General features: G+C 47.8%; 22 protein-coding genes. 3 read left to right on the top strand and 19 right to left on the bottom strand.

Translation table 11 applies throughout. The features are described 5' to 3' along the window. Positions 1–28: 28 nt before the first annotated feature. The 6 genes from ACJJJA_RS12370 to ACJJJA_RS12345 all read right to left on the bottom strand — a co-directional run bounded on the left by ACJJJA_RS12370 (position 29) and on the right by ACJJJA_RS12345 (position 4,205). Entirely contained in the window at positions 29–718 is a 690-nt protein-coding gene (locus ACJJJA_RS12370; protein WP_444904788.1) for a DUF899 domain-containing protein, read from the bottom strand. Positions 719–768: 50 nt separating this feature from the next. Beyond that, on the bottom strand, positions 769–1,251 hold the full coding sequence (locus ACJJJA_RS12365) for a VOC family protein (RefSeq protein WP_444904787.1): 483 nt from the start codon (positions 1,249–1,251) through the stop codon (positions 769–771). 281 nt (positions 1,252–1,532) lie between these two features. Continuing rightward, positions 1,533–2,159, bottom strand: coding sequence for a YdeI/OmpD-associated family protein (locus tag ACJJJA_RS12360; RefSeq protein ID WP_444904786.1), 627 nt, complete (start codon positions 2,157–2,159; stop codon positions 1,533–1,535). A gap of 192 nt (positions 2,160–2,351) precedes the next feature. Then, positions 2,352–2,897, bottom strand: coding sequence for a dihydrofolate reductase family protein (locus tag ACJJJA_RS12355; RefSeq protein ID WP_444904785.1), 546 nt, complete (start codon positions 2,895–2,897; stop codon positions 2,352–2,354). A gap of 213 nt (positions 2,898–3,110) precedes the next feature. Next, positions 3,111–3,584, bottom strand: a complete 474-nt coding sequence (locus ACJJJA_RS12350; RefSeq protein WP_444904784.1) for an SRPBCC family protein — start codon at positions 3,582–3,584, stop codon at positions 3,111–3,113. Between the two features lie 276 nt (positions 3,585–3,860). Then, positions 3,861–4,205, bottom strand: a complete 345-nt coding sequence (locus ACJJJA_RS12345) for an ArsR/SmtB family transcription factor (RefSeq protein WP_444884880.1) — start codon at positions 4,203–4,205, stop codon at positions 3,861–3,863. Positions 4,206–4,366: 161 nt separating this feature from the next. Between ACJJJA_RS12345 and ACJJJA_RS12340 the strand changes: the two genes are divergently transcribed. Then, on the top strand, positions 4,367–4,855 hold the full coding sequence (locus ACJJJA_RS12340; protein ID WP_444884881.1) for an SRPBCC family protein: 489 nt from the start codon (positions 4,367–4,369) through the stop codon (positions 4,853–4,855). A gap of 211 nt (positions 4,856–5,066) precedes the next feature. Here ACJJJA_RS12340 and ACJJJA_RS12335 read toward each other — a convergent pair whose 3' ends face one another. The 11 genes from ACJJJA_RS12335 to ACJJJA_RS12285 all read right to left on the bottom strand — a co-directional run bounded on the left by ACJJJA_RS12335 (position 5,067) and on the right by ACJJJA_RS12285 (position 17,443). After that, positions 5,067–5,402 carry a DUF6488 family protein gene (locus ACJJJA_RS12335; protein WP_444884882.1) on the bottom strand — a complete coding sequence of 112 codons (336 nt, stop codon included), beginning with the start codon at positions 5,400–5,402 and terminating at the stop codon, positions 5,067–5,069. 46 nt (positions 5,403–5,448) lie between these two features. Beyond that, positions 5,449–5,997, bottom strand: a complete 549-nt coding sequence (locus tag ACJJJA_RS12330; RefSeq protein WP_444884883.1) for a hypothetical protein — start codon at positions 5,995–5,997, stop codon at positions 5,449–5,451. A gap of 60 nt (positions 5,998–6,057) precedes the next feature. Further along, positions 6,058–6,756 (bottom strand): HupE/UreJ family protein, encoded by a 699-nt coding sequence (locus tag ACJJJA_RS12325; protein ID WP_444884884.1) that lies wholly within the window; start codon positions 6,754–6,756, stop codon positions 6,058–6,060. 62 nt (positions 6,757–6,818) lie between these two features. After that, positions 6,819–9,974, bottom strand: coding sequence for an efflux RND transporter permease subunit (locus ACJJJA_RS12320; protein ID WP_444904783.1), 3,156 nt, complete (start codon positions 9,972–9,974; stop codon positions 6,819–6,821). 9 nt (positions 9,975–9,983) lie between these two features. Then, complete coding sequence (locus tag ACJJJA_RS12315) at positions 9,984–11,213, bottom strand: efflux RND transporter periplasmic adaptor subunit (protein WP_444904782.1); 1,230 nt, start codon at positions 11,211–11,213, stop codon at positions 9,984–9,986. After that, positions 11,210–12,466, bottom strand: coding sequence for a TolC family protein (locus ACJJJA_RS12310; RefSeq protein ID WP_444904781.1), 1,257 nt, complete (start codon positions 12,464–12,466; stop codon positions 11,210–11,212). Before ACJJJA_RS12310 ends, ACJJJA_RS12315 begins: the two co-directional genes overlap by 4 nt. A gap of 67 nt (positions 12,467–12,533) precedes the next feature. Next, positions 12,534–13,487 (bottom strand): M56 family metallopeptidase, encoded by a 954-nt coding sequence (locus ACJJJA_RS12305; protein ID WP_444904780.1) that lies wholly within the window; start codon positions 13,485–13,487, stop codon positions 12,534–12,536. After that, positions 13,487–13,870 (bottom strand): BlaI/MecI/CopY family transcriptional regulator, encoded by a 384-nt coding sequence (locus ACJJJA_RS12300; protein WP_444904779.1) that lies wholly within the window; start codon positions 13,868–13,870, stop codon positions 13,487–13,489. Before ACJJJA_RS12300 ends, ACJJJA_RS12305 begins: the two co-directional genes overlap by 1 nt. A gap of 488 nt (positions 13,871–14,358) precedes the next feature. Continuing rightward, complete coding sequence (locus ACJJJA_RS12295) at positions 14,359–16,032, bottom strand: FMN-binding glutamate synthase family protein (protein WP_444904778.1); 1,674 nt, start codon at positions 16,030–16,032, stop codon at positions 14,359–14,361. 223 nt (positions 16,033–16,255) lie between these two features. Continuing rightward, positions 16,256–16,855, bottom strand: a complete 600-nt coding sequence (locus ACJJJA_RS12290) for a short chain dehydrogenase (RefSeq protein ID WP_444904777.1) — start codon at positions 16,853–16,855, stop codon at positions 16,256–16,258. Positions 16,856–17,095: 240 nt separating this feature from the next. Beyond that, positions 17,096–17,443 carry a winged helix-turn-helix transcriptional regulator gene (locus ACJJJA_RS12285; RefSeq protein ID WP_444904776.1) on the bottom strand — a complete coding sequence of 116 codons (348 nt, stop codon included), beginning with the start codon at positions 17,441–17,443 and terminating at the stop codon, positions 17,096–17,098. Positions 17,444–17,555: 112 nt separating this feature from the next. Here ACJJJA_RS12285 and ACJJJA_RS12280 point away from each other — a divergent pair, with 112 nt between their 5' ends. Beyond that, on the top strand, positions 17,556–18,347 hold the full coding sequence (locus ACJJJA_RS12280; protein WP_444904775.1) for an SDR family NAD(P)-dependent oxidoreductase: 792 nt from the start codon (positions 17,556–17,558) through the stop codon (positions 18,345–18,347). A gap of 107 nt (positions 18,348–18,454) precedes the next feature. On the opposite strand, the gene ACJJJA_RS12275 is transcribed toward ACJJJA_RS12280, so the two are convergent. Further along, complete coding sequence (locus ACJJJA_RS12275) at positions 18,455–19,312, bottom strand: urea transporter (RefSeq protein ID WP_444904774.1); 858 nt, start codon at positions 19,310–19,312, stop codon at positions 18,455–18,457. 187 nt (positions 19,313–19,499) lie between these two features. Here ACJJJA_RS12275 and ACJJJA_RS12270 point away from each other — a divergent pair, with 187 nt between their 5' ends. Beyond that, positions 19,500–20,924, top strand: a complete 1,425-nt coding sequence (locus ACJJJA_RS12270; RefSeq protein ID WP_444904773.1) for a serine hydrolase domain-containing protein — start codon at positions 19,500–19,502, stop codon at positions 20,922–20,924. Positions 20,925–21,392: 468 nt separating this feature from the next. On the opposite strand, the gene ACJJJA_RS12265 is transcribed toward ACJJJA_RS12270, so the two are convergent. After that, a complete protein-coding gene (locus tag ACJJJA_RS12265) occupies positions 21,393–22,181 on the bottom strand; it encodes a peptidoglycan-binding protein (RefSeq protein WP_444904772.1) in 789 nt (262 codons plus the stop codon). Positions 22,182–22,262: the final 81 nt, after the last annotated feature.

The following is a 22,262-nucleotide window of genomic DNA, read 5'->3' as shown; positions in this document are numbered from 1 at the left end:
GCTGGATGATGTGTGGCAGGCACCCGTATTAGCCATATTCGTTGTGTCTACGCCACCAATGATATGGCTGTGTCTGCTGAGTGCCGTCGGGAGCCGCTTCCCAGTTTTCCTGGCGGCCGAGCGGTGTGAGATCCAAAAGAGTCCACACCGTGCCAAGTGTTTCGACACCTCGGCCGTTAGTGAAATAGGTTCGATAGAGGTCCTCTCCATCGCGGAAGAAAACGTTGATACCAAATCCGGTAGCCACATCTAAATCAGCGTTGAAGCTGTTCTTGGTTTCATACCAGGGGATGGCCCAACCCGTACGTTTCTTGAATGCCTCTATCTCAACGATCGGCGCTTTTGACACAAAGACGAGAGAGGTGTCTCGGGCATGCAGATGGGCAAGATGAGGGATCTGATCGGCGACCATGCAGCAGCCTTCGCATGGACTGGGATCAGCGGGCTTCAACATATGGTGGTAAACGATGAGTTGTGAATGGTCATCGAACAAGTCAGCCAGAGTCGCAGTGCCCCCTGGCCCCTCAAAGGCATAATTTTGTTCGATCTTCACCCAACCCGAATACCGTCGTTTTTCTGCCATCTGGTCGTGCGCACGGGTCAGCTCCTTTTCTGCTTTGCGGAGTTCAGCGAGTTCATCCTTCCAGGCCTCCGGTGACAGGATCTGCCGGACTACTCCGGAGATCTCCTTAGTTTTCCTGCTCTGAATTAAAGCCATAATCAGCTCCAGATCTTGAGTTAAGTTGAGGAGAGTAATTCCCCATGAACTCATACTTCCTCGGCGGCTGCCTCTATCGTGGCGATATCGATCTTACTCATGGACATCATCGCCTTAAAGGCACGCTTCGCTTTGTCACGATCAGAGTTCGTTGTCAGATCCAGAAGCTGTCTTGGTGTAATTTGCCACGAGTGGCCCCAGTGATCCTTGCACCAACCACAGGCGCTTTCTTGTCCACCATTACTGATGATCGCCTCCCAGTAGCGGTCGGTTTCTTCCTGATTCTCGGTGACAACCATGAAACTAACGGATTCATTTGGCCTGAAACTCGGGCCTCCGTTCACGCCAATAAACTTGCGCCCGAGTACGGTAAATTCGACAGTCAGTTCACTGCCTTCCTGACCGCCAGGGTAGTCGGTCACCGCTTGATTGACTCGATCGACATGACTATCTGGAAAAGTTGCGGCGTAGAATTCCGCCGCCTTCTTTGCTTCGCCATAGTCAAACCACAGGCAGTTTACGAGTTCGGTCATATGTATTCTCCTATGCATTGGACAGTATGCGGTCTCTTCACCGTCAGCTTTGAAGGTTGCTGCAATGCGCTCCATATCGTAACTGCGCCCTGGTTCAGGTTCCATAAAGACCCCTGCCCCTTTGGTATTTGTGATGAATGGCGGTCTCGGTACCCTCTCGAGGAGGATGTTCTGTTACCTCACTCGGCATGATAAATATCGTCTAGAACTGCTTAGCCAAGTCTGCGCTATGCCAAAGGTTCCTGGAGGTCGATGCGAGTTGTTCATCGATGCTTCGTTTTTTATCGCTCCATAGCGCCTTTGCCTGAAATTATTTTGCTGCGGAACTTGGCTATTCTCGAAACCCGTGTAGCCGGTTTCTTGGCTGAATTTAAGTTGAAGGCATAGCTTCGCTGGCGCCCTGGTGTTAATGCATGAAACGCTTCTGCAAGCTCGGGGTCGGCATCCATGGCTTCAACCAGTTCATCTGGGAGCTTGATATCGCGTTCTGCTTTTGGGGGCTTAATGCCGGCTTTGGCATATCCCTTCGCTTCCTCGATGTAAGCCCGTATAACTGATTCGAGCTTTGTCACTTGGTCGTTGGATTTCAGGGGGATCATATGTGGGTGTTGGGTATTCTCACCAAGCTTTTGAAGTAAGCCTTTGGAGTCTTTCAATAACGCCGCATCCATAAAGCTAATGAGGAATTTCTCTCGAAACGCTCCAAGGATGACAATATTTCGACCGGCGAATGTGTAGCAAGGCTGCCCCCATTTTACGTGCTCTTCCAGATCCATGCTCTGGCATATCCGGCGCAACTCATTAAGGCCGGATTTCCATTTCTGGGTCGAGCAATCAGGCGTTGCAAAGCGTTCACAACGTCCACAACCTTTCGAAAAATAATCTGCGATATCTGAAATCATTGCCATAACCGGTTGTCCCGTACGAGCAAAGTCCCTGCCACTATCAAACTATCATTTTTCCGGAGTTAGATTTTGATGTCCCCTCCCCTACGGCTTCTGCCTTTGAACCCGAGTGTTTTAGCAACTATGGCGTTCCATATTTATCTGTGAGTTTTGATCAGCGTCATAATATGCCAGTTTGCGATTGGGCTGCCGGCGTTAATCTTGTTGAAGCGAGAAGTCTCCAGTGGTGATACTTCCATCCCGCATGTAAGTTACGCAAATAGCGCCACTATCTGTCGTCGTAGATTGCTGTACATGGAACCCCAAAGGGATCACACCAGCACCGAAGAGGCGCTTTCCTTTGCCCAGAACCAAGGGAAAAATCAGCAGTTTAAACTGATCTACCAGGTCTGCTTTAAGTAGAGTCTGAATAAAATTGGCACTGCCCGGAACCAGCAAGTCAGGACCATTGATAGCCTTGATTTCACGAAGTCGTGCGACCGGATCATCGCCCAGCCATTCGCTGCCTTCCCAGGTAAATTCAGGTTTCGTGCGCGAGGCCACATACCGTATTGTACTGTCAATTTTTTGGGCCATCTGGATTTCGCCATCATCAATACCCTCAGGTGGAGGATCAGCAGCTACTTTTGGCCAATGAGCAGCAAAAATATCGTAAGTCCGATGGCCAAGCAGGAGTTCGAATGGGGCTGCGAAGACATCTCCCATAAATTTACCTACATCTTCATCGAAATAAGGTACCACCCATCCACCATGCTCAAAGCCCCCTGAAGTGTCCTCCTATGTACCACCGGGAGCCTGCATCACGCCATCCAGACTAACAAATGTGTTTACAATTATTTTTCGCACACAGTTCTTCCTTGGTGATTTTGTTGATCAAAATGGCGTCGCGAGTTGTGCTTAGGCTATTGCTTTCAATCACCATTGAGACTTGAAGAGATAGGTTATTGATCTTCTTTATTCGACTTCCACCCTTGTTGCCTCCAGGTAAGCGGCGAGATTAGAAAGAGCGCACTGCCATCCATTGCGTGTTCCGTCGATCATTCCCAAACCGACCAGTGAGGTGATCTGTATCGTCACCTGGAGTTCAGTCGCGCGCTTATTTTGACTAATCGCCACGGTGATCAAAGAGGCACTCAATAAAGAGTCGTCGGTATACACACGCTCGGTAAAAAGCAGGCGATGCGGCTTACTGATTTCGTAGTAGTGTGTTTCGACTCGGAATTGCAGATCATTCTTTTGGCCGCACCGATGTACGTCAAGGCCTCCGACGCGAAAGTCGTTTTCAATAAACTCGACTGCCTCCTCCTTAGAAGGTGCCCCCCATATTGATCGGGCTTTTGGGTTTTCCCATGCTGAAAAAACCTGTTCTGCTGGTGCTTTGATTGTTTTACTGATGGATATGGTGTCGTGCGATAACTGTTGGCTCATGCTAGTCCCTTTGCTTTATGGCAGTTCCCAGGCTACCGACTAATAGTTAGCTGATTGGATAACTATAAAAAGCAATAATAGTTAGGTCAATGGATAACTTACTAGTGGCGTAAAAAAGTAAGAGAATTGACCTCTATCTGCTCAGAGTGAAAGGGGGTGCGGTATGTGAGCCGATCACGCCCTCCAGTTTTTTAACAGAAGATCAAGTAGTCGGCTATTGGAATGGAGTGGTGACCTACAGGGTTTGTAATATGGCGCCCTGTGTCTCTATCGTACTCAGTCATCCTGTCCTTCAGCGCCAAGTGCTTCGACAAAGCTCGCCATTCTTGCCATCCGGCCTTCCCACTGGGCCGTCTGTGTATTAATCCAAGTTTCTGCAGCTGTCAGTTGCTTCGGCTTGATCTCGCAGGTTCGTACGCGCCCAATTTTCTTGGATCGGATCAAACCCGCATCCTCCAGCACACCAATGTGCTTCATGAATGAAGGTAGTGCCATTTCAAACGGTTTAGCGAGCTCGGTGATTGATGCCGGTCCGCTAGTCAGGTGCTGAATGACAGCGCGGCGCGTTGGATCTGCTAAGGCTTGGAAGACTGTATTCAGATTTTCGTGATTGTTACCCATTTGACTAAGTATATAGGTGTAAAATCGTTAGGCAATGGCCGCGGTTTGCTAATGCCCGTAAAAAACACCCTAACAAAAGTGCTTCATCTCCTCCCTAAAAGCTATGTTTTAGTGTTAACAGAAAGCAGGAAACCTCCTGATAAAAAGAACAAGGTGCAATAGTGATCGATTTTTCCTATCAAGCGGACGTTCAAACCAAGCCTATCTCCTACACCGTTAGGGCAACACCGGAAGAAGTCTTTACTGCCTGGGTTACGCCGAGCATGGTTGAAAAATGGTGGGGGCCTGACGGTTTCACTACGCGTGTGCTCAACCTCACGGCAGAGGTTGGCAGGAGCTTTGCTTTTGAGATGACAGCTCCAGACGGCAGCTCTTGCGTAATGTCTGGAGTATATCGTCGTGTCGACAGGCCGAAGTTTCTAAGTTTTGAGGTCCATAAACATTGCAATCTCAGCTTGCCACATGGCACCGAACCGCAAAAGAATTCGTCATTGGTCGAAGTAGTGTTCAGAAGCAGTGAGCTTGGCACTGTCGTTTCGCTTACGCATACACTTCTAAACCCTGACTACGCAGAGCTGGCAGCGATCAGTTGGGCCCAATCACTTCGATGTATGGAGGCTCGATTTTCTGGATCGGCAAATCTGATCTGAGATGGCAAGGTGTCTTGATGGCAGTCATGAGTCTGTGCACATCTTACACGCTGTCTAATTTGATATTACCAACCACATGCGCATTTAAGGCCTTAAATTCTTCATAGCGTTTTCGGACGTATAAAGTTCGACCAATATGCCTATCAGGTGTGTGAAGAATTTTCATTGAAGGCAGCGGCTAATTTACCGCTGCCAGAGTATGTCTTATCAGTTAGAGGTTCTGCACTTTAAAAGTCAGAAAGTAACCTTCGGTGCTTAAGAAAACCTGCAGCTGCTGATTCAGTACACCACCCTGCTCTTTTGCTGTAACAACCCACTGGCGCTGATTGTTAACACGCTGCATAGCTGCGCTGAGCGGCTTGTCAGACCAGGACTCGTTAAGCTTACCCTCTTTGATTAGGCGAGCGACTTCCTGGCTGGCGATGCCTTTGGCTTCTACCATGGATACAGTGGCAAAATTGTCTCTCTCATGGTCACCATGGGCGAAAGCAAGATTTGCGAAGCCTAAGGTAACTGATACACAGATGACTCGAATAAGTTTGTTCATAATACTCTCTTTCTTCTCGGTTTTAGCGAATGTTGATTAAAAAGCGTTACTGTTTGAGTCCAATAACCTCGTAGAACCCCTTTGTTTTTAGAGTGATCTTCACAGATTCCTGACCGTTATTCTTCCAATACCAGCCATGGGAACCATCAAAAGGCGTGGTGAGGGAACCACTCATTTTATTTGCGGTAGCAATAGCAAAGCTCTCAAAGTAGCCGGTAGTATCGCCTGTGGGTTCGCCGTGAAAATCAAAGTAAAGTTCACCACTCTCCGTTACCCACTCATATTCCAAATGACCGTATTTATCCAATTGAAATTTGTATTCAATTCCACGACCAGCGGGCACTTCAATAGTTGTAGTGTCAGTCCGATAAGCAAAGGACTGCTCGCCACGCTGCACTACTTCTGGTACCGCAATTTCCTGCTCTTGACTGTTTAATTCAGTCAGCCCCAGTGCACTGCCGATTCCAGTAGGATCTATATTGTATTCAGCTGGCAGGATTACTGTGGTCAACATAATGGCTGCAAGCACGCCAGCAGCAAGTGTGGATTTAATCAGTGTTTGTGCAGACTGCACTGGCATTTCAGTTGTATTCATTCTGTAAGCTCTAAATCTGAGTTCTTTCTGTTCAATTAACTTAATAAAGTCACTTTCTGGCTAACTACCTACGAAGTAGCCTGTCATCTGGTAACCCACCAACATCAGTCCACCACTCATTAGTAAGGTGTTTGTCATAGTGGAAAAGCGCAGAAAACTGTCAAAGCGACGCCAATAATTGATGGCGAGAAGAATAAACAGCAGCGCAAAAAACTGACCAATTTCTACTCCGACATTAAAGGCCAGAATGTTCTCCACCAACCCATCGCTGGACAGCTTGAATTCCTGTAATTTGGTTGCCAAACCAAAACCGTGGAAGAGTCCAAAAATCAGTACGGCAGCCTTGGTATTAGGCTGGAAGCCAAAAACCCGTTTGAAGCCGCCGAGATTGTCGAAGCCTTTATAGACAATGGATAATCCAATAATGGCATCGATCAAATAGGCATTCACATGGGTGTCGTTAAGCACTCCAAATAAAAGGGTTAAGCTATGACCGAGCGTAAAGAAGCTTACATAGATAAGAACATCTTTTGATCGATATAAAAAGAAAATGACTCCCACCAGAAACAGCAGGTGGTCATAGCCAGTCACCATATGCTTGGCGCCAATATATAGAAAGGGAATAATAGATACCCCTTCATTACCGGCAAGAAAAGTCTTGGTAGCATCGTCCACTCCATGGGCAAATAGCGGCATAGATATCACCATACCTGCTATCAGCGCCATCAAGCCGAAAACTGTTTTTAAACTATTGTGCAACGTTACTATCTCCCGTTATTAAAGTTCTAAATTCTTGTGAACCAAAGCGCACACAGGCCCAGTTAACTGGCTCCAGCCAGAGCCACTTCAGGGTTATCTTGTAAGCTCTCCGACTTGGCATTCCTGCCATGTAAAATTCTGTAGAGTGCCGGCAATACTAAAAGTGTCAGGATTGTTGATGAGACAATACCGCCAATAACCACCGTAGCCAGTGGGCGCTGTACCTCAGAGCCAATACCAGTATTCAGGGCCATGGGCACAAAACCGAGTGAGGCAACCAGTGCAGTACTAATGACCGGACGTAAGCGGATCAGGGCGCCCTCAATAATGGCCTTTTCTATGCTGTAACCTTGGTCTCGCAGGTCGCGAATAAAGGAAACCATCACCAGGCCGTTAAGGATGGCAATCCCGGAAAGTGCGATAAAACCAACGGCTGCGGAAATGGAGAAAGGGATATCCCGCAACATTAAAGAGAGCACACCGCCGGTTAATGCGAGGGGTATACCGGTAAAGATAATTGCCGCATCTTTTATGGAGCGAAGCGCCAGCAGGAGAAGCCCCATAATCAACACAAGGGTCAGCGGCACTACAATCGATAAGCGTTCAGTAGCAGACTGTAGCGTTTGATAGGTTCCGCCGTATTCAACCCAGTAACCGGGTGGTATTTCCACTTTATCGGAAACGGACTGCTGTACATCAGCAACAAAGCTACCCAGATCCCTACCCCGCACATTGGCCGTTACCACTACCCTGCGTTTACCGTTCTCGCGGAAAACCTGATTGATACCGGCAGTGAGTTCCAAGCTGGCAATTTCCTCCAGGGGCACATAGTTGCCATTGGGTCGATGAATCGGCAGTTTCTTTAGCGCATCCAAATCCTGGCGCAATACCTCTGGCAAACGCACAACAATATCGGTGCGGCGGTCTCCTTCATAAAAGCGGCCAGCAACCGTACCTCCCAGGGCGGTTGCCAGCTGCTCCTGTACTTGGCTGATGGCCAGCCCATACTGGGTTAGTGCGGCTTGGTCAGGAACAATGGCAAGAACCGGTAAACCGCTGGTTTGCTCCATCTGTATATCAGCAACGCCTTCTACACTGCCTATAGCCGCTTCAATTTCACTGCCCAAACGCTCTAATTGCTCGAAATCATCGCCAAAGACTTTGATCGCCAATTCCGCACGTACCCCCGCTAAAAGCTCGTTAAAGCGCATCTGGATTGGCTGGAGAAATTCATAGCGGTTGCCGGGGATTGGCTCTACCAGCTTTGCCAGCTCTTCTACTAATTGCTCTTTCGGCTTATCCGGATCTGGCCACTGAGACCTGGGTTTTAGGATAATAAAGTTATCGGCAACACTTGGGGGAACGGCATCGGTAGCCACTTCCGCAGTCCCAATTTTGGCGAATACACGCTCCACTTCGGGCAACTCTTTAATCCGCTCCTCCAGGGATTTTTGTAGTGCAATCGCTTGTTCCAGGGATGTGCCGGGAATACGCAAGGCGTGCATGGCAATATCGCCTTCATCCAGATTCGGCACAAATTCGCTACCCATTCTGCTTGCCGTATAGCCGGAAACCAACACCAGTAGCGCAGCAATAGCGACAACCATGCCACGCTGGCGCAGTGCAAACTCCAGGGTCGGGCGATAAAAGCTATTCAGCTTCTCAAGTGCAGGGTTTTTCTTTTCGATCACCGGTTTGCGGAATAGCAGCGCTATGCCGGCTGGCACCAAAGTGATGGAAAGAAACATCGCAGAAAGCAGCGCAATCACCACGGTAATTGCCATCGGATGGAACATCTTGCCCTCCACTCCAGTCAGGGCAAAAATGGGTAAATACACGGCTGTGATAATGAACACACCAAACATGGCCGGGCGAATCACTTCCCGCGTCGATTGGAATACCAGGGTAAGCCGTTCTTTTAGATCTAACTGGCCACGCTCGCGGGCGGATTCGCTGAGGCGTCGCAGACAGTTCTCGACAATAATGATGGCCCCATCCACCAACAAGCCAAAGTCCAGCGCCCCCAGACTCATCAGGTTTGCACTTACGCGGGCCTGAACCATGCCGGTGATGGTCATTAACATGGCCACCGGAATGACCAGCGCAGTGAGAATTGCTGCGCGAACATTCCCCAGCAGCAGGAAAAGAACCGCGATAACCAGCAGCGCACCTTCCATAAGATTGGTTTGGACCGTGCGCAGTGTCTGGTCAACCAGACCGGTACGATCATAAACTGCTGTCAATGTGATACCAGGCGGTAGACTCTGTTTGATACTCTCTAATTTTTCACCAACTGCACCTGCAACGGTGCGACTATTTTCGCCAACCAGCATGAAAACGGTGCTCATCACCACTTCCCTGCCGTTCTGAGTGGCCGCCCCGGTGCGCATTTCGCGCCCCTCTTCGATCTTGGCCAAGTCGCCAAGTCGAACAGCAACGCCATTCACTTCCGCAACCAGGAAATCCTTCAGTGTCTCTAACGAGCTTGCCTGCCCAGGAACCCGCAACAACCATTGGGCGCCACTGTGTTCAATAAAGCCTACACCGCGGTTACGATTGTTCTCCTCGATCGAGCGAATCAGGTCTTCCTGCGTCAGGCCGAATGCCAGCAGTTTCTCTGGTTCTATAGCAATCAGAATTTCTCTCTTGAATCCGCCGATCGGATTGACTTCCACCACACCAGGTACACGCAGTAACTGCGGGCGCACAATCCAGTCATGCACCGAACGTAAGTCCTTAGGTGTTACGGCACTGCCATCAGCATTGGTGGCTCCAGGTTCGGAGTCCACTGTGAACATAAAGATTTCACCAAGACCTGTGGCAATGGGGCCAAGCTCCGGCTCCAAACCAGCAGGCAGTGCACCACGTACACTAGTGAGCCGTTCATTCACTAACTGGCGGGCAAAATAAATATCGGTGCCATCTTCAAAAATCACCGTAACCTGGGACAACCCATACCGCGAAACGGAACGTGTATAAGCAAGGCTCGGCAATCCAGCCATTGCATTTTCCACAGGGTATGTAACCCGTTGCTCAACTTCTTTTGGGGTATACCCCGGTGCCTCCGTATTAATAACCACCTGGATATTGGTGATATCCGGTACCGCATCAATGGGCAGCCGGGTGAAATTCCAAATGCCCAAACCGCACAGTAAGAGCACAAGTGCAATAACCAGCCCGCGATTTTGAATTGAGGTTCTTATCAAGTACTCAAGCATGTCGAACCCTCAGTGATCGTGGGATGCACCGGACTTTTCAATGTCCGCTTTAATGATGTAGCTGTTACCGGTGACATACTCGATTCCCGGTCGAATCCCCCCCAGCACTTCAACCCAATCACCGGCTTCACGCCCTAACTCCAACATACGCACTTCATACTGGTCACCCACCTTGGCATAAACGACAGTAAAATCGCGGAATGCCTGTAAACCGGAACGCTTTACGGCGAGAGGCACCTCATATTCAGCAACTTGGATATCGCCGCTTACAAAAGAACCCGGTGCGAGGCCTGCGGGAATATCTTGCAGTGACACCCGAACGGCGGTGGCCTGGTTGGGTTTCATCAAAGTATCAATTTGTTTCACTACCCCGAGCAGAGGAGTTTCCAAGGACTTGATATTTACGGAAACGGGCGCGCCCTGGCGAATCTGGGGGCGTGTCGAGGGAAAAACATCCAACTCTGCCAACAATGCAGTATCATCGGCAACCGTTAATAAAACTCGACCTGCGGTCTGTTCACCAGGGTTTACATTGCGCTGGACTACTACACCGGCAATTGGGGATTGAATAGTGTAGGTGTTTAGGTTTTGATTGCTGTTAATGGCAATTAGGGGTTGCCCTTTATTAACGCGCTCCCCCAATCCCACCTGCACAGTTTCTACAAAGCCATCGAAACGCGCACTAATTTCACGAATCTGCTCTGGATCTACAATAAGCCTGCCGTAAGCGCGGCTGGTTTCACTCATCCTGGCTGGGCCAACGGTTTCCGTATCAATTTCCATGGATTCAGCAATACCGGATTCGATACGGGTTCGCCCCTCAAAATTATCGTATTGCCAACGGTATTCTTGCCCCTGGTACTTGGCTGTTAGAGTCACAACAAATGAGTGGGGCTCATAGATCACCATATCACCACGCAGATAATCCCCCTCGGGCCTGAATTCGATGTGGTCCTCTCCATCTCCAAGCCTTGTAAGAATCACTTTAAGATCAACCTGTTGAGGATTAACCAGCTCTCCATCGTTACTCACCCAAACCCGAAACTCCGGGGGAACACCAGTTTCATAAATACTTAGCTCAACGGCAAAATCACCTTCTCGCAACATGCGCCCACGATTGGGCCCTTTTTCCGGTTCCGCCTCTGCGACAGCTCCGGCCGCATAGACACTGCCGCTGCCACTAAGGAACAAGGAAAGTAAAGCACTGAATATCAGGCTGGAAAAAACTGCGGATCTCATATCTCGCTCTCGCTTATCTGTGCCAATGACAGGCCGGTGAGTTTTTCAATTTCAATCAGGCTAAGGTGTGCGTTGTACTGTGCCTGGAGCAGTGAAAGCTGCGCATCGGTAAGCCCCTGTTGGGCTAGTGCCAATTCCGAGTAGTTGTAGCGGCCACGTCGATAGGCTTTTTGCGTAGCGGTGAGCGCCTTATCCAGACTGGGAATCATCTTTTCATTCAAGGCGGCAGCTACGTGCCGGTGATGCTGTAGCCTTTGGGTCATCACAAAGAGCTGTGTATCCAATGCAATCTCTTTCGCATTTCTTTCTGCTCGGAAGCGATTCTGTTCCGCCCTCAAAGCAGATACCTTGCCGCGATTGCGGTCGCCCTTACCTAGTGGGATTGCGAAACCAGCCACCAATCCATAATCTCCGCTCGCTTCGTTGCGACGAATTCCTGTATCAATCCGCCACTGAATGCCCGCTTCTGCACGTGCCAAATCAATTTCCGCCTGCGCCACGCGCTCGCGGCTCATGAATATTTCCAAATTTGGGTTGCTCGCCACCAAGCTTCGCAATCTAGATAAATCAACTTCTGGAATGACACTGGAAAGAGAACCAACCACCGCTCGAAAACTGGGCTCTCTGGAGCCCCACTGGGCAGCTAATTGATATCTGGCAATATCCAACTCGTGCTCGACATCTTCCACAGCTAAGAGTCGACGCTGGAAGTCGACTTCCGCCCGAAAAGCATCGGCTTCATTCGTTCTGCCAACACTAACTTGGCGATTAATTTCGGCGGATATCCTGCGAGCCAGGTCGACTGCTCTTTTAGCAATTTCCAGGCGTTCCTGCTGAGCCAGGACTTGGAAAAAGTAACGCGCAGTATTAGCGGCAACTTCTAACTCAAGAACCTGCTTTTCGGCCTCAATCACGGAAGTCTTACTGCGTGTAGCCAATACACGTTTTTCTGCGAGATCACCCTGTAATAGCCAACTGATGCCTACTGTTACCTGGGAACTGCCGTTGCCATCGCTGTCCTTTTCCTCCCCCACCCCCTCGGCGGCAACACTAAGCTCCGGGCGTGGTCCAAGCTTGGCGTGCTTGGATAGAGCAACCACAGCCTCAAACTGATATTGGTAACCCGCCAGTTCGGGGTGATTTTGCAAGCTTTTAAGAATTGCCTGCTCATAAGTGAGGCCCGATAACTCCTCGCCCTGCTCTGCCTTAAGGGGCCCACTTAATGCGACTAAAAAGAACACGGCTCCGGCCATAAAAAACCGATCTATAGTCGGTTTTTTAGTTATGACTAAACGCAAACAATTAAACACTTCGGCTTCCTTAGTGGGAGAAAAGGGTTTCGACGGTGTGGTGGAGTGCATCCACCGTAACAAGGCAAGTGCCAGTAAGAACTACAAACAATCCAGCTAATAACAAGGGGGGTAAGCTGCGCCCCTTATCATCAGACAGCAAGTAACGAATACGAGCATCCAACTGGTCAAGAGCGAAATAACAGACCATTGCTGAACTTCTCTCTTTGGGCTGCAACCCATTGGAGACACGGGTTACTTTAAGTAGGGTTTGGGCGATAAAAGTCTCACTCCACCCCTGCCTATGGGCATAAGCATCTGCACGCTGCTCCATACACAGCGCCATCTGCCGATTCAGGTTATTCCCCAAACGCGAGGGGAAAAAGCTGGCAAACAAAGCGAATATTAATTTCTTCAGAGGATCAAATTTTTGCGCATGGGCTTCCTCATGCAGGCGCACCACCTCAAATTCTTCCGCTGTTAACTGGTCTCGCAGACCGCTGGTATAAAACCCTTGCGGACGGAGCAGACCGCTGGTGAAAGCCTGGGGCCCCTTTGCCTGGATAATACTCTGGTCAGACTTATCCCTTTCGCAAAGTTGCATTAACAATCGGAGCTGCGCCAAATGGCGATGAGCTCGTTTAAAACTTTGAAATACCAAAAACCCGGCAAGGAAAAGAAACGCAATGGTAAAAACACCATGCCAACTGTAGAGGTTAAAAGCATTGATATGGTGCCAGTGCGCCAGTGATGCAACGCCTCCCAAAAGGCTGGGGAAAGCCAGGATAACAGCGGCAGTGGAAGCCGCGAACCACGGCAGCAATACCGCGCTCCACAGCAGTAAACGCCGGCTACTGGCAGACAAGCGAAGTGAAAGCCGGGAAGCAGAAAGGCAGGCAGCTGATACCAGTAAAATACCGACAAACAGGCCAAGCGCTGCAATAGTCAGTAGGTTTAGCCAGAGTGCAACCTGCCCCAAAATCATTAGCGATCACCCTGCTGGCGCTTTACCTTCTGGCTTTCGATCAACTGCTCCAGCTGCTCTAATTGACTTTCGCTCAACTCCGATGAGATGGAGGTAAAAGCGGCTACCAACCCATTCTCATCATCAACGAATTCACGAGTAACATCTTGAATCAGCTGCCCGACAAACTCGTAGCGCTCCACTGCCGGGCTGTATTGGAATGCATGCCCCTGCTTCTCCCGAGACAGCAAACCTTTCTTGTAGAGGCGATCCAGCGTGCTCTGGATCGTATTGAGAGAACCTCCACGGGCCCTGCTCAAGTCCGAGTGGACCTGTTTAGCATCCGCAGCTTTTGTATCCCAAAGGTATTGGAGCACCTGTTTCTCAAGATCGCCAAGTCGCATAGACCATTATTCCAACAGTGAAAATAATTCTTTGAATGATGGTAGAGCGGAAAAAACCGATCGTCAATAGGTTTTTAAAATGGAAAAAGAAACACGATCAAAGCCCCTTTCGGGCTCCAAATCACTTGAGCTAAGTTACTTTAATCAAAGGCTAAATCAGCTCACTACATTTAGGACTCTTGTCCATAAATCGCTCCGAAAGTCCCATCGGATGAGCCATAAAGAGCACATCTGCTGCATCGCAGTTCTTGCTAGGGGCTAAGTCCGTCCGTGTCGAGATCCGCTTAACATCTACAGCCTTCAAGGCTTTGCGAAATTATTCAGAGTCTCCCAAGATTTCATATAAATTCGCTCGGTTAAATCTCCAACAACAGTGTGCAACGCTTAACTTTTTGAGAGGTGATTGATTAACGTCGTGACTTTAATCTCACTGGTTAAGACTGTTTATTTCAGGAGCCTCACAACAGTTTGGGGGGCATGATCCCTGGTCAACTGAGCGCAAGCTCAGCTGTGCCGGCCTCGCTTTCCGAATCGATGCCGGCTGGGTCGTTCTCGGTTGGATCAAAACTGTCGGCACGTGCCATGCGCCAGGCCCGGACATAGAAGCCCCCCTCGTTATGCGCCCTGAGCAATTCACCAGGCTTGAGGTAGACGTGGATTTGTGAAAATAGCTGAACTTCTGTGCCACCGGCACGGCGTACTAGGTGTTTTCCTTCTAGCTGTGCTGGATGCTCTAATCCGGCGGCGGCTAACATTTCGGCCAGGGTACTAAGGGTGTTGTGGTGGAAATTATGTACCCTGTCGGCTTTCTCCGGCACCACCAGGGCTCGCTGCCGCAGCTTGTCTTGGGTGGCCACGCCCGTGGGGCACTGGTTAGTGTGGCAGGATTGAGATTGGATACAGCCGATTGCAAACATAAAGCCGCGTGCCGAGTTGGCCCAGTCGGCCCCTATAGCCAGCACACTGGCAATATCGAACGCCGAGATTATCTTGCCGCTGGCACCTATCTTGATCTTGTCTCGCAGGTTCAGGCCGACCAGGGTATTGTGGATAAACAGTAGGCCTTCGCGCAGGGGCACGCCGATATGATTGGTGAATTCCAACGGTGCTGCTCCAGTACCCCCTTCCTTGCCATCTACCACGATAAAATCTGGCAATATATCACTTTGGAGCATGGCCTTTGCGATGCCCATAAACTCCCAGGGGTGTCCGAGGGCCAGCTTAAAACCCACTGGTTTACCGCCGCTAAGTTCCCTCAGTTGTTTGATAAAAGTCAGCAACTCAAGGGGGGTAGAAAAGCTGCTATGGCTCGAAGGTGAGATGCAGTCCTCGCCCTCAGGCACGCCGCGGGTGGATGCTATCTCCGCAGTCACCTTGTGCCCGGGTAGGATACCGCCATGGCCGGGCTTGGCGCCCTGGCTGAGTTTTAGCTCAATCATCTTAATTTGCGGGTTACGAGCCTGTGCCTTGAAGCGGTCTGGATCGAAGCTACCGTCCTGGGCTCGACAACCAAAGTAACCCGATCCTATTTCCCAAATCAGATCGCCGCCGAACTCGCGATGATAGGGGCTGATGCTGCCCTCCCCTGTATCGTGGGCAAAGTCCCCTAGCTTGGCACCCTTGTTCAGGGCCCTGATGGCGTTGGCACTAAGGGACCCAAAGCTCATAGCGGAGATATTGAAGATCGAGGCCGAATAAGGCTGGCTGCACTGAGGTCCCCCTATGAGCACCCTGAAGCTCTTGTGCTCTCTGACCTCCTTGGGGCGTATGGAGTGATTGATAAACTCAAAACCAGGTTCGTAGACGTCAATCAAGGTACCAAAGGGTTTGGATGCATTCTCATTCTTGGCCCGGGCATAGACCAGGGAGCGTTGGGCCCGGGAAAAAGGCAGCTCGTCTTCTTCTCCTTCTAACAGGTATTGGCGTAGCTCTGGGCGAACACGTTCCATGAGATAGCGAATATTGCCCAATATGGGGTAGTTACGGCGCACCGCATGGGTTTTTTGAATCAGATCGTAAATTCCTAGGAGACTCAGAAGGCTGCTGATTGCGGCAATAGGCCAGAGCCAGGAGTAAGAGTCCAACAGAGGCAGGCTGACGATAGTCGTGAGAACACAACAGCCAAAAAATGTATAGCGATTGAGCAGGAATAGTTTCATCATTGTATTTCGTACAGGCTATTGCTGTTTTCTCTCCTTGAAGGATGTATTTTCTACCAGCTCGGGGTCAATCGCATTTACGTGGATATTCTATGTAGTTACTTCACTAACTCACGTCTTGATCAATCTCGCCAAGAAAAAGCTAGTGTATCAATTAATACATAACCATCAATAAACTGCATATCATCGATATAAAAAGTCTCACAATAAGTTTCAGTTTTGGGGGTTATATATAATCCACTACGTCAAAAGACCGCCCAGTTTCATTGGTTAAAACTGCATGACGATACGCTTTTGCAGTGTCCGACGCTGAGATGCCGCTTGAACTATCCATACCCATCATATCCATGGTTTCTTTCACAAAATGTGGACTAACAGCATTCAAACGAAGCTTATGGCCGAGCTCTAACGCTGTGGCTTTCACAAAGGATTCAATGGCCCCATTTACCAGGCTGAGTGCAGAACCGCCCCGCATAGGATGTTGAGCCAAAATACCTGAAGTTAAAGTGATACTGCCACCCTCTCGAATATAGTCACGGCCAATCTGGAAAATACTAATTTGCCCTAACAACTTACTGTTGATAGCTGCCTTAATTTGATCAAATGTCAGTTCCTCAACTGGCGCAAAAACTGCATTTCCTGTGGCTGAAACTACGGCGTCAACTTGGCTGACTTTCTCAAACATGGCCTTGATAGATGCCCTGTCCTCAATATCAACTCTGTAGTCGCCTTTGCTGTGACCTACTTTTACAACTTCATGGTCTTTAAGTTCAGTCACAACTGATTTACCAATGGTTCCGTTAGCGCCAATCACTACAATTTTCATGCTATAACCGTCCTTAGTTTGTTAATTAAAATATTCAGCTATTCTTTGGTCATAATGGAAAAGTTGTGCCTATAAATGCACCACGTTAAAGGTTTTAGTGTAGCTACTAATCAAATGGAATCTTGTGTTCCGGTTTACCTTCAAACTCAACTCTTATCAGATAGCTTGCGCAATATATATTGGGAAACGCAGTGAAATGGTTTTGATTTGGATGTGAATATGATCCTTGTAGGTAATTTTTCATTGTGAGTCCATTTGATCTATCTCATCTTGCAGTTTCTCCAATTCCTCCAATACATTTAAAAATTTTTCACCAAATTTTGTAACTGTGTATTCAACCCTGGGAGGAATCTCGTTATAGCTCACGCGTTCCAAGATACCAAACTCTACGTTTTTACGGAGACATTCATTAAGTACTTTTGCGCTCAGACCCTCCACACTGCGTACCATCTCTCCTGGTCGATTTATTTCCAAAGCCAGCAAACGGTAGACTGTAAGCGACCATTTACAGCCATAGATAGTCTCAACCATCCGGGCGCTTTGCTTTGGTGGCGCCTTTCTTAGGACTTTCTTTTTGTTTGGTTCCATAAATACTTACCAAAAAGTAACTAATACACCGAATTGTACCTACTTTTCATCAGGGCTTTGCTTTGCCTAGACTACTTGCACGCTATCTACATTATCTTATCGAGGAAAATTTGTGAACGAGACTATAGTTGAAGCTAAAGACAAAGATAGACGTGAGTTGGCCCTTGTTGTGGGAGGATCAAGTGGAATTGGGCTAGCTACTGCGGAGCAGCTGATAAAACAAGAGATAACGCCCATAGTCGTTGGTAGTAAGGAAGCAAAGCTAAAAAAGGCAGAGGATTATCTATCTACCTATGGGGAAGTGAAAACGCTCCAGGCAGATCTTTACCAAGAAAAAGATGTCAGTGCTCTCATTGAGCTTATCGAGAAAGATGAAGCTCATTATCGATACTTGGTAAATGCTGCGGGTTATTTCAACCCCAAGCCATTTCTATTGCATGAAAATGATGACTATGACAGATATCTAGAAATCAATCGTTCGTTATTTTTTATTACCCAAGCTGTTACGAAGAATATGATAAAGCATGGCTCTGGTAGTGTAGTTAATATTGGTTCTATGTGGGCCCAGCAAGCAATTAAAGCCACTCCATCTTCAGCATATTCAATGGCAAAGGCTGGGCTCCATGCCCTAACTCAGCATTTAGCCATGGAGCTTGCCGAGTACAACATAAGAGTTAATGCAGTCTCTCCAGCAGTCGTGAAAACACCAATTTATGAGAACTTTATTGATCCTAATGAAATAGATGAAGCACTATCCGGATTTGATTCTTTCCACCCCATTGGGAGAATTGGTGTGCCAAATGATGTTGCAAATGTTGTTAACTTCCTTCTAGGTGGAAACTCTAGTTGGGTTACCGGTGCAATTTGGGATGTAGATGGTGGTGTTATAGCTGGAAGAAACTAACAGATATCTATTAAGTTATTCTTTGTGAAGATAAAAAGCTCAAGTATACCTAGTTAAATACTGTGGCCGAATCAGTCATAAGATTTGGCCACACTCTGACCTTTCTATCAGTAAGTTAATGAAAACCTTTTCTTAAGTAACAATATTGCCCAGCTGGAAAGTACAAATGGTGCTGTTAATACAATGATGCCAGCATTGATAAAAGCCATTGCTATGGGCACGGTTAGTGCACTCCCCACAAGTGGAGCAAACCATAGCTTACTTCTACTTGTTAAGGCAATAGCACAAAGTGATGCATTGTAGCCAAAGATTCCGGCAAGAATGAGTGTTGTCGATAAAGATAGAAGCTCAGCCAATAATGTAGCAAATAGCCCACCAATGATGCCCCAAAGGGCATGTAACTTATTGGAAATGAAAATCCCAAGCAAAAAACAAGCCCCCGTAATGGCATTATTTTGGAAGATAATCTGTCCTATACCTTCGAATATCCCCCAAGTTGAGATTTTCTCACTCATCGATGTTATAGCTGGCTCTAGATTGAGTGCCGGAGCCATGGCCCAGATAACCCATATCACTAAAATGTATGGTGCGGTATAAGCTGGAAGAGGAAAGTGAATCATCATTAAGCGCATTATTAAAACGGTTAGAGCGCTTCCAGCAATAATTAAGAAAACGGTGAGTGACGAAGGTGCATATAAAGAGAATACGACTACACCAATCAATGCGCCATTGTACCCAAATAGCCCCTCTTCAATATCATTCACCGGGTAATGTTTAATATGTGCAAAAATTGTTGAGGAGATAACACCAACTAGGACTCCAATAGCCATAGTGATGGAGTTAACTGCCACACCAAACAAAAACAAAGCTCCACTCAATGCGTTCTTCTGTAGGATGACTTGGCTAATTCCCCTGAGTAGGCTGACAAGGAAACAACAGACCTTTGTGGATATCGATTTCTTCATAAGTCGCTCAATCTAATTCACTCCTTTGTACTCATTGACAATATGACGAATGAAATACTGAAACTTCTGTAGATATTGGTAGTCGATACTCTTTCAGCAATTTGATTGTTTTAAATTAACTATTGGTTAGGTATTGTAAACGTATATTGATTTTCCTGACTGACTTCTTCAATAGGTACTGATCGCCATGGATCGACGTGATTTTTCTAAAGTTTTTTTGGGGGCTGCCATCGCATATACCCTGCCCCAGCCACTCTTTGCGTTAGACGCTTTATCAAATAATACAGCGAAAGGTGTAGACGAGCTTCAACGTCTTGTACGTCATCGTATTCTTAAGCAGCATGGGGCACATGCCGCGGTTACAGGCACCCTGAAGCCCTCTGGTCGTCGCATCATTACCGTTCGGGACCCTGAAGCCAAGGACGACTACCAGCTAGGCGGTGATACCATTTTTGAAGTTGCCTCGCTAACTAAGATTTTTACCGCCCTGCTATTAGCTGTTGAAGTCGTACATAAGCGCGTAAGGCTCGACGACCCACTTCAGGATTACGTACCAGACGGAGTAAAGGCTCCAACTTTTAAAGGACGACAAATCACCCTCACCGACCTGGCTACACATGGTGCTGCATTGCCGCTTAGGCCCAACAACCTTGCTACATCTGTACCCGATGCGCCGAATAAATATGCAGGTTATTCCTTTGAACAGCTCTATGGCAGCTTACCAAGCTACCATCTGCAAACTAGTCCAGGCTCTCAATTTAACTATTCAAACCTGGCTTTTGGACTTTTAGGTCAAGGCATTGCTTTGAAGTCAGGCCGCTCTTTTGCAGAGATACTGCGAGAGCGTGTGACAGAGCCACTGGGGTTGAGTGACACTACTTTAGAGGATGACCCGAGAAAGGCAGCACGACGCGCTCAAGGCCATGACTTTTACCTCAGCCCGATTGGCCCCACTAGTGATGGTGTGCTCGCTCCGGCTGGTGGTTTGCGTTCTACTGCCAACGATCTCCTCACTCTTCTCGACTTGTTCACCAACGGCCAGGGCCCTAAGGATTTGGTGGCTGCCTCGCGTTTGATGTTGTCGGTCGATAGGCCTGGAGGCAGTGATATCACTCGTATGGCCCTGGGTTGGCGCAGAACGACGACCCATGGAGAAACCTATTATTGGTCTAACGGCAGCAGCGATGGATCACGCACATTTATGGGCTTTAACCCAGCACGGAGAGCCGGTGTTGTTGCCTTGGCAGATGCTGCGAGTGGCGAAGGATTAGACGATATCGGCCACCATTTTTTGAACCCCCAGCAAACAGTATCTACTAAGATCGTCCCCACCCCAGATTTCATTACTTTACCTGAGAAAGTTCTTTTAAGGGGGGTCGGACGCTATGAGCAGGCTAAGGACGATGTCATTGAGATTAGTCGTGGCTATACGGGCCTTATTGTTTCAGCGGGATACGGAGAGTTCGTCATTCGGCCGCAATCATCCACATTATATGCATCTAAGATGGTACCAGGGCTAACTATCGAATTTGAAGGCGCCGATGTGGGCCCTGTCGTTTCGCTGATCCTCCGTCAAGATGGAAAAACTTTCGTTTACAAGCGCACACCATAATTCTTACAGTCACTTCTTCCGCCCGCAATATCTGGCATAGTTTGTGGGTGGGGAACACTGTGGTTGGTATAAACGAAAAGAGCCCAGGCCATATACTACGACCGCCATTGGAAGACGTATTGCATCGAGATTGCTTCTCACTCTTCAGCGCCCTATATACATTAGAAACTTTATCACTATTTGACTTAAGGTTTCTCATTTTTTCTTTTTGTTTAAATGCGTCTAATTTTACGATTCTATGAGGCTATCACGGAATAGACTAGATAATTAGCTGCTGATATCAAAGGTTTTTATCGAGTACATTACTTAGATTCTCAGTTGTTTCTTAACTTCTTTTTCTGGTAAGTACGACTATGATCATTGTAGAAATGCCATTTAGTGATATTGTAACTGAATTTTCATCAAATCTAGCTTCAAATATAATATTTAAGAGCCCCCCTCGATATTAGCTAGAATGATACATCCTCACTAAGATCTTAAGACCTTCCAGGTGTTACCGCCGACAATTCCATCCTCGACTAAATTATTTTGTTTTTGGAAGATTTTTACTGCTAGCTCTGTAGCAGGCCCAAAATCACTATCGACAGTTAAGCCGAATCCCTTGTCTTGTAACAGTTTTTGAAGTTTAGTAACTGTGCTACCGGAAGAACCTCGGTGGAGTACTTGTGAGGTCTCCCCCTCTCTAAAGGATATTTTCATTCCGCTAAGATTTGCAAGTGCTTGCTTCGCTTTACGAAGGTATTTACGCCGCTCCTTGATATGACGATCACCACCTTGAACACGCCTCGTTACTTCTGCGAGGTCATCTCTGTCAGCTGGTTGATTAATACTCCTCGATTTCCAGTATTCACAAGCAATCTTCAAAGATGTGGTAGGTTCAGCTGCTAGCTCCGGGTTCTCCTCTAGTGGAAGGCCTAGCTTTTTCCCAATCTTACGATAATTGTATCTTCCAGTTAACTGAATAAGGCCTCGCCCTTTGTATCTCTTCCCATCTCCAGGATAAATATGTCCAAGGTCTTTTCTGCCTTCATAAGCAGCTCCTGATGCAAACTCCTCTGTAGTTCTAAATCCCGCAGATTCATGAGTTACTTGACCCATGAAGTGAGCTATGCGTAATGGTGTATTTATTAAATAGTCATCAAGCACTTTAGAGAAATCCACAGCTACTGCTTCAATAATACGAGACTGCTCTTTCGCAAAATTTCCTGAAAACTTTGGTGCTACAGCGAAAATGAAGTCACTATCTAGTAAAATCATTAGATTACTCCACTCTTGCATATAATTTCATTCAGTAAATGCCAAGTTTATCTTGCCTATCAGATACTTAAAGTCCTGAAA

The organism is Microbulbifer mixtoriginis (SeqCode), assembly GCF_052466865.1.
The sequence above is the reverse complement of the archived record's forward strand: the minus strand, read 5'-3'. Positions and strand labels throughout refer to the sequence as shown.

Bases quoted from the DNA above. Each gene is read 5' to 3' on its own strand.
- ACJJJA_RS12370 (WP_444904788.1), bottom strand. From the start codon at position 718: ATGGCTTTAATTCAGAGCAGGAAAACTAAGGAGATCTCCGGAGTAGTC.
- ACJJJA_RS12365 (WP_444904787.1), bottom strand. From the start codon at position 1,251: ATGACCGAACTCGTAAACTGCCTGTGGTTTGACTATGGCGAAGCAAAG.
- ACJJJA_RS12360 (WP_444904786.1), bottom strand. From the start codon at position 2,159: ATGGCAATGATTTCAGATATCGCAGATTATTTTTCGAAAGGTTGTGGA.
- ACJJJA_RS12350 (WP_444904784.1), bottom strand. From the start codon at position 3,584: ATGAGCCAACAGTTATCGCACGACACCATATCCATCAGTAAAACAATC.
- ACJJJA_RS12345 (WP_444884880.1), bottom strand. From the start codon at position 4,205: ATGGGTAACAATCACGAAAATCTGAATACAGTCTTCCAAGCCTTAGCA.
- ACJJJA_RS12335 (WP_444884882.1), bottom strand. From the start codon at position 5,402: ATGAACAAACTTATTCGAGTCATCTGTGTATCAGTTACCTTAGGCTTC.
- ACJJJA_RS12330 (WP_444884883.1), bottom strand. From the start codon at position 5,997: ATGAATACAACTGAAATGCCAGTGCAGTCTGCACAAACACTGATTAAA.
- ACJJJA_RS12320 (WP_444904783.1), bottom strand. From the start codon at position 9,974: ATGCTTGAGTACTTGATAAGAACCTCAATTCAAAATCGCGGGCTGGTT.
- ACJJJA_RS12315 (WP_444904782.1), bottom strand. From the start codon at position 11,213: ATGAGATCCGCAGTTTTTTCCAGCCTGATATTCAGTGCTTTACTTTCC.
- ACJJJA_RS12310 (WP_444904781.1), bottom strand. From the start codon at position 12,466: ATGGCCGGAGCCGTGTTCTTTTTAGTCGCATTAAGTGGGCCCCTTAAG.
- ACJJJA_RS12305 (WP_444904780.1), bottom strand. From the start codon at position 13,487: ATGATTTTGGGGCAGGTTGCACTCTGGCTAAACCTACTGACTATTGCA.
- ACJJJA_RS12300 (WP_444904779.1), bottom strand. From the start codon at position 13,870: ATGCGACTTGGCGATCTTGAGAAACAGGTGCTCCAATACCTTTGGGAT.
- ACJJJA_RS12295 (WP_444904778.1), bottom strand. From the start codon at position 16,032: ATGATGAAACTATTCCTGCTCAATCGCTATACATTTTTTGGCTGTTGT.
- ACJJJA_RS12290 (WP_444904777.1), bottom strand. From the start codon at position 16,855: ATGAAAATTGTAGTGATTGGCGCTAACGGAACCATTGGTAAATCAGTT.
- ACJJJA_RS12285 (WP_444904776.1), bottom strand. From the start codon at position 17,443: ATGGAACCAAACAAAAAGAAAGTCCTAAGAAAGGCGCCACCAAAGCAA.
- ACJJJA_RS12275 (WP_444904774.1), bottom strand. From the start codon at position 19,312: ATGAAGAAATCGATATCCACAAAGGTCTGTTGTTTCCTTGTCAGCCTA.
- ACJJJA_RS12270 (WP_444904773.1), top strand. From the start codon at position 19,500: ATGGATCGACGTGATTTTTCTAAAGTTTTTTTGGGGGCTGCCATCGCA.
- ACJJJA_RS12265 (WP_444904772.1), bottom strand. From the start codon at position 22,181: ATGATTTTACTAGATAGTGACTTCATTTTCGCTGTAGCACCAAAGTTT.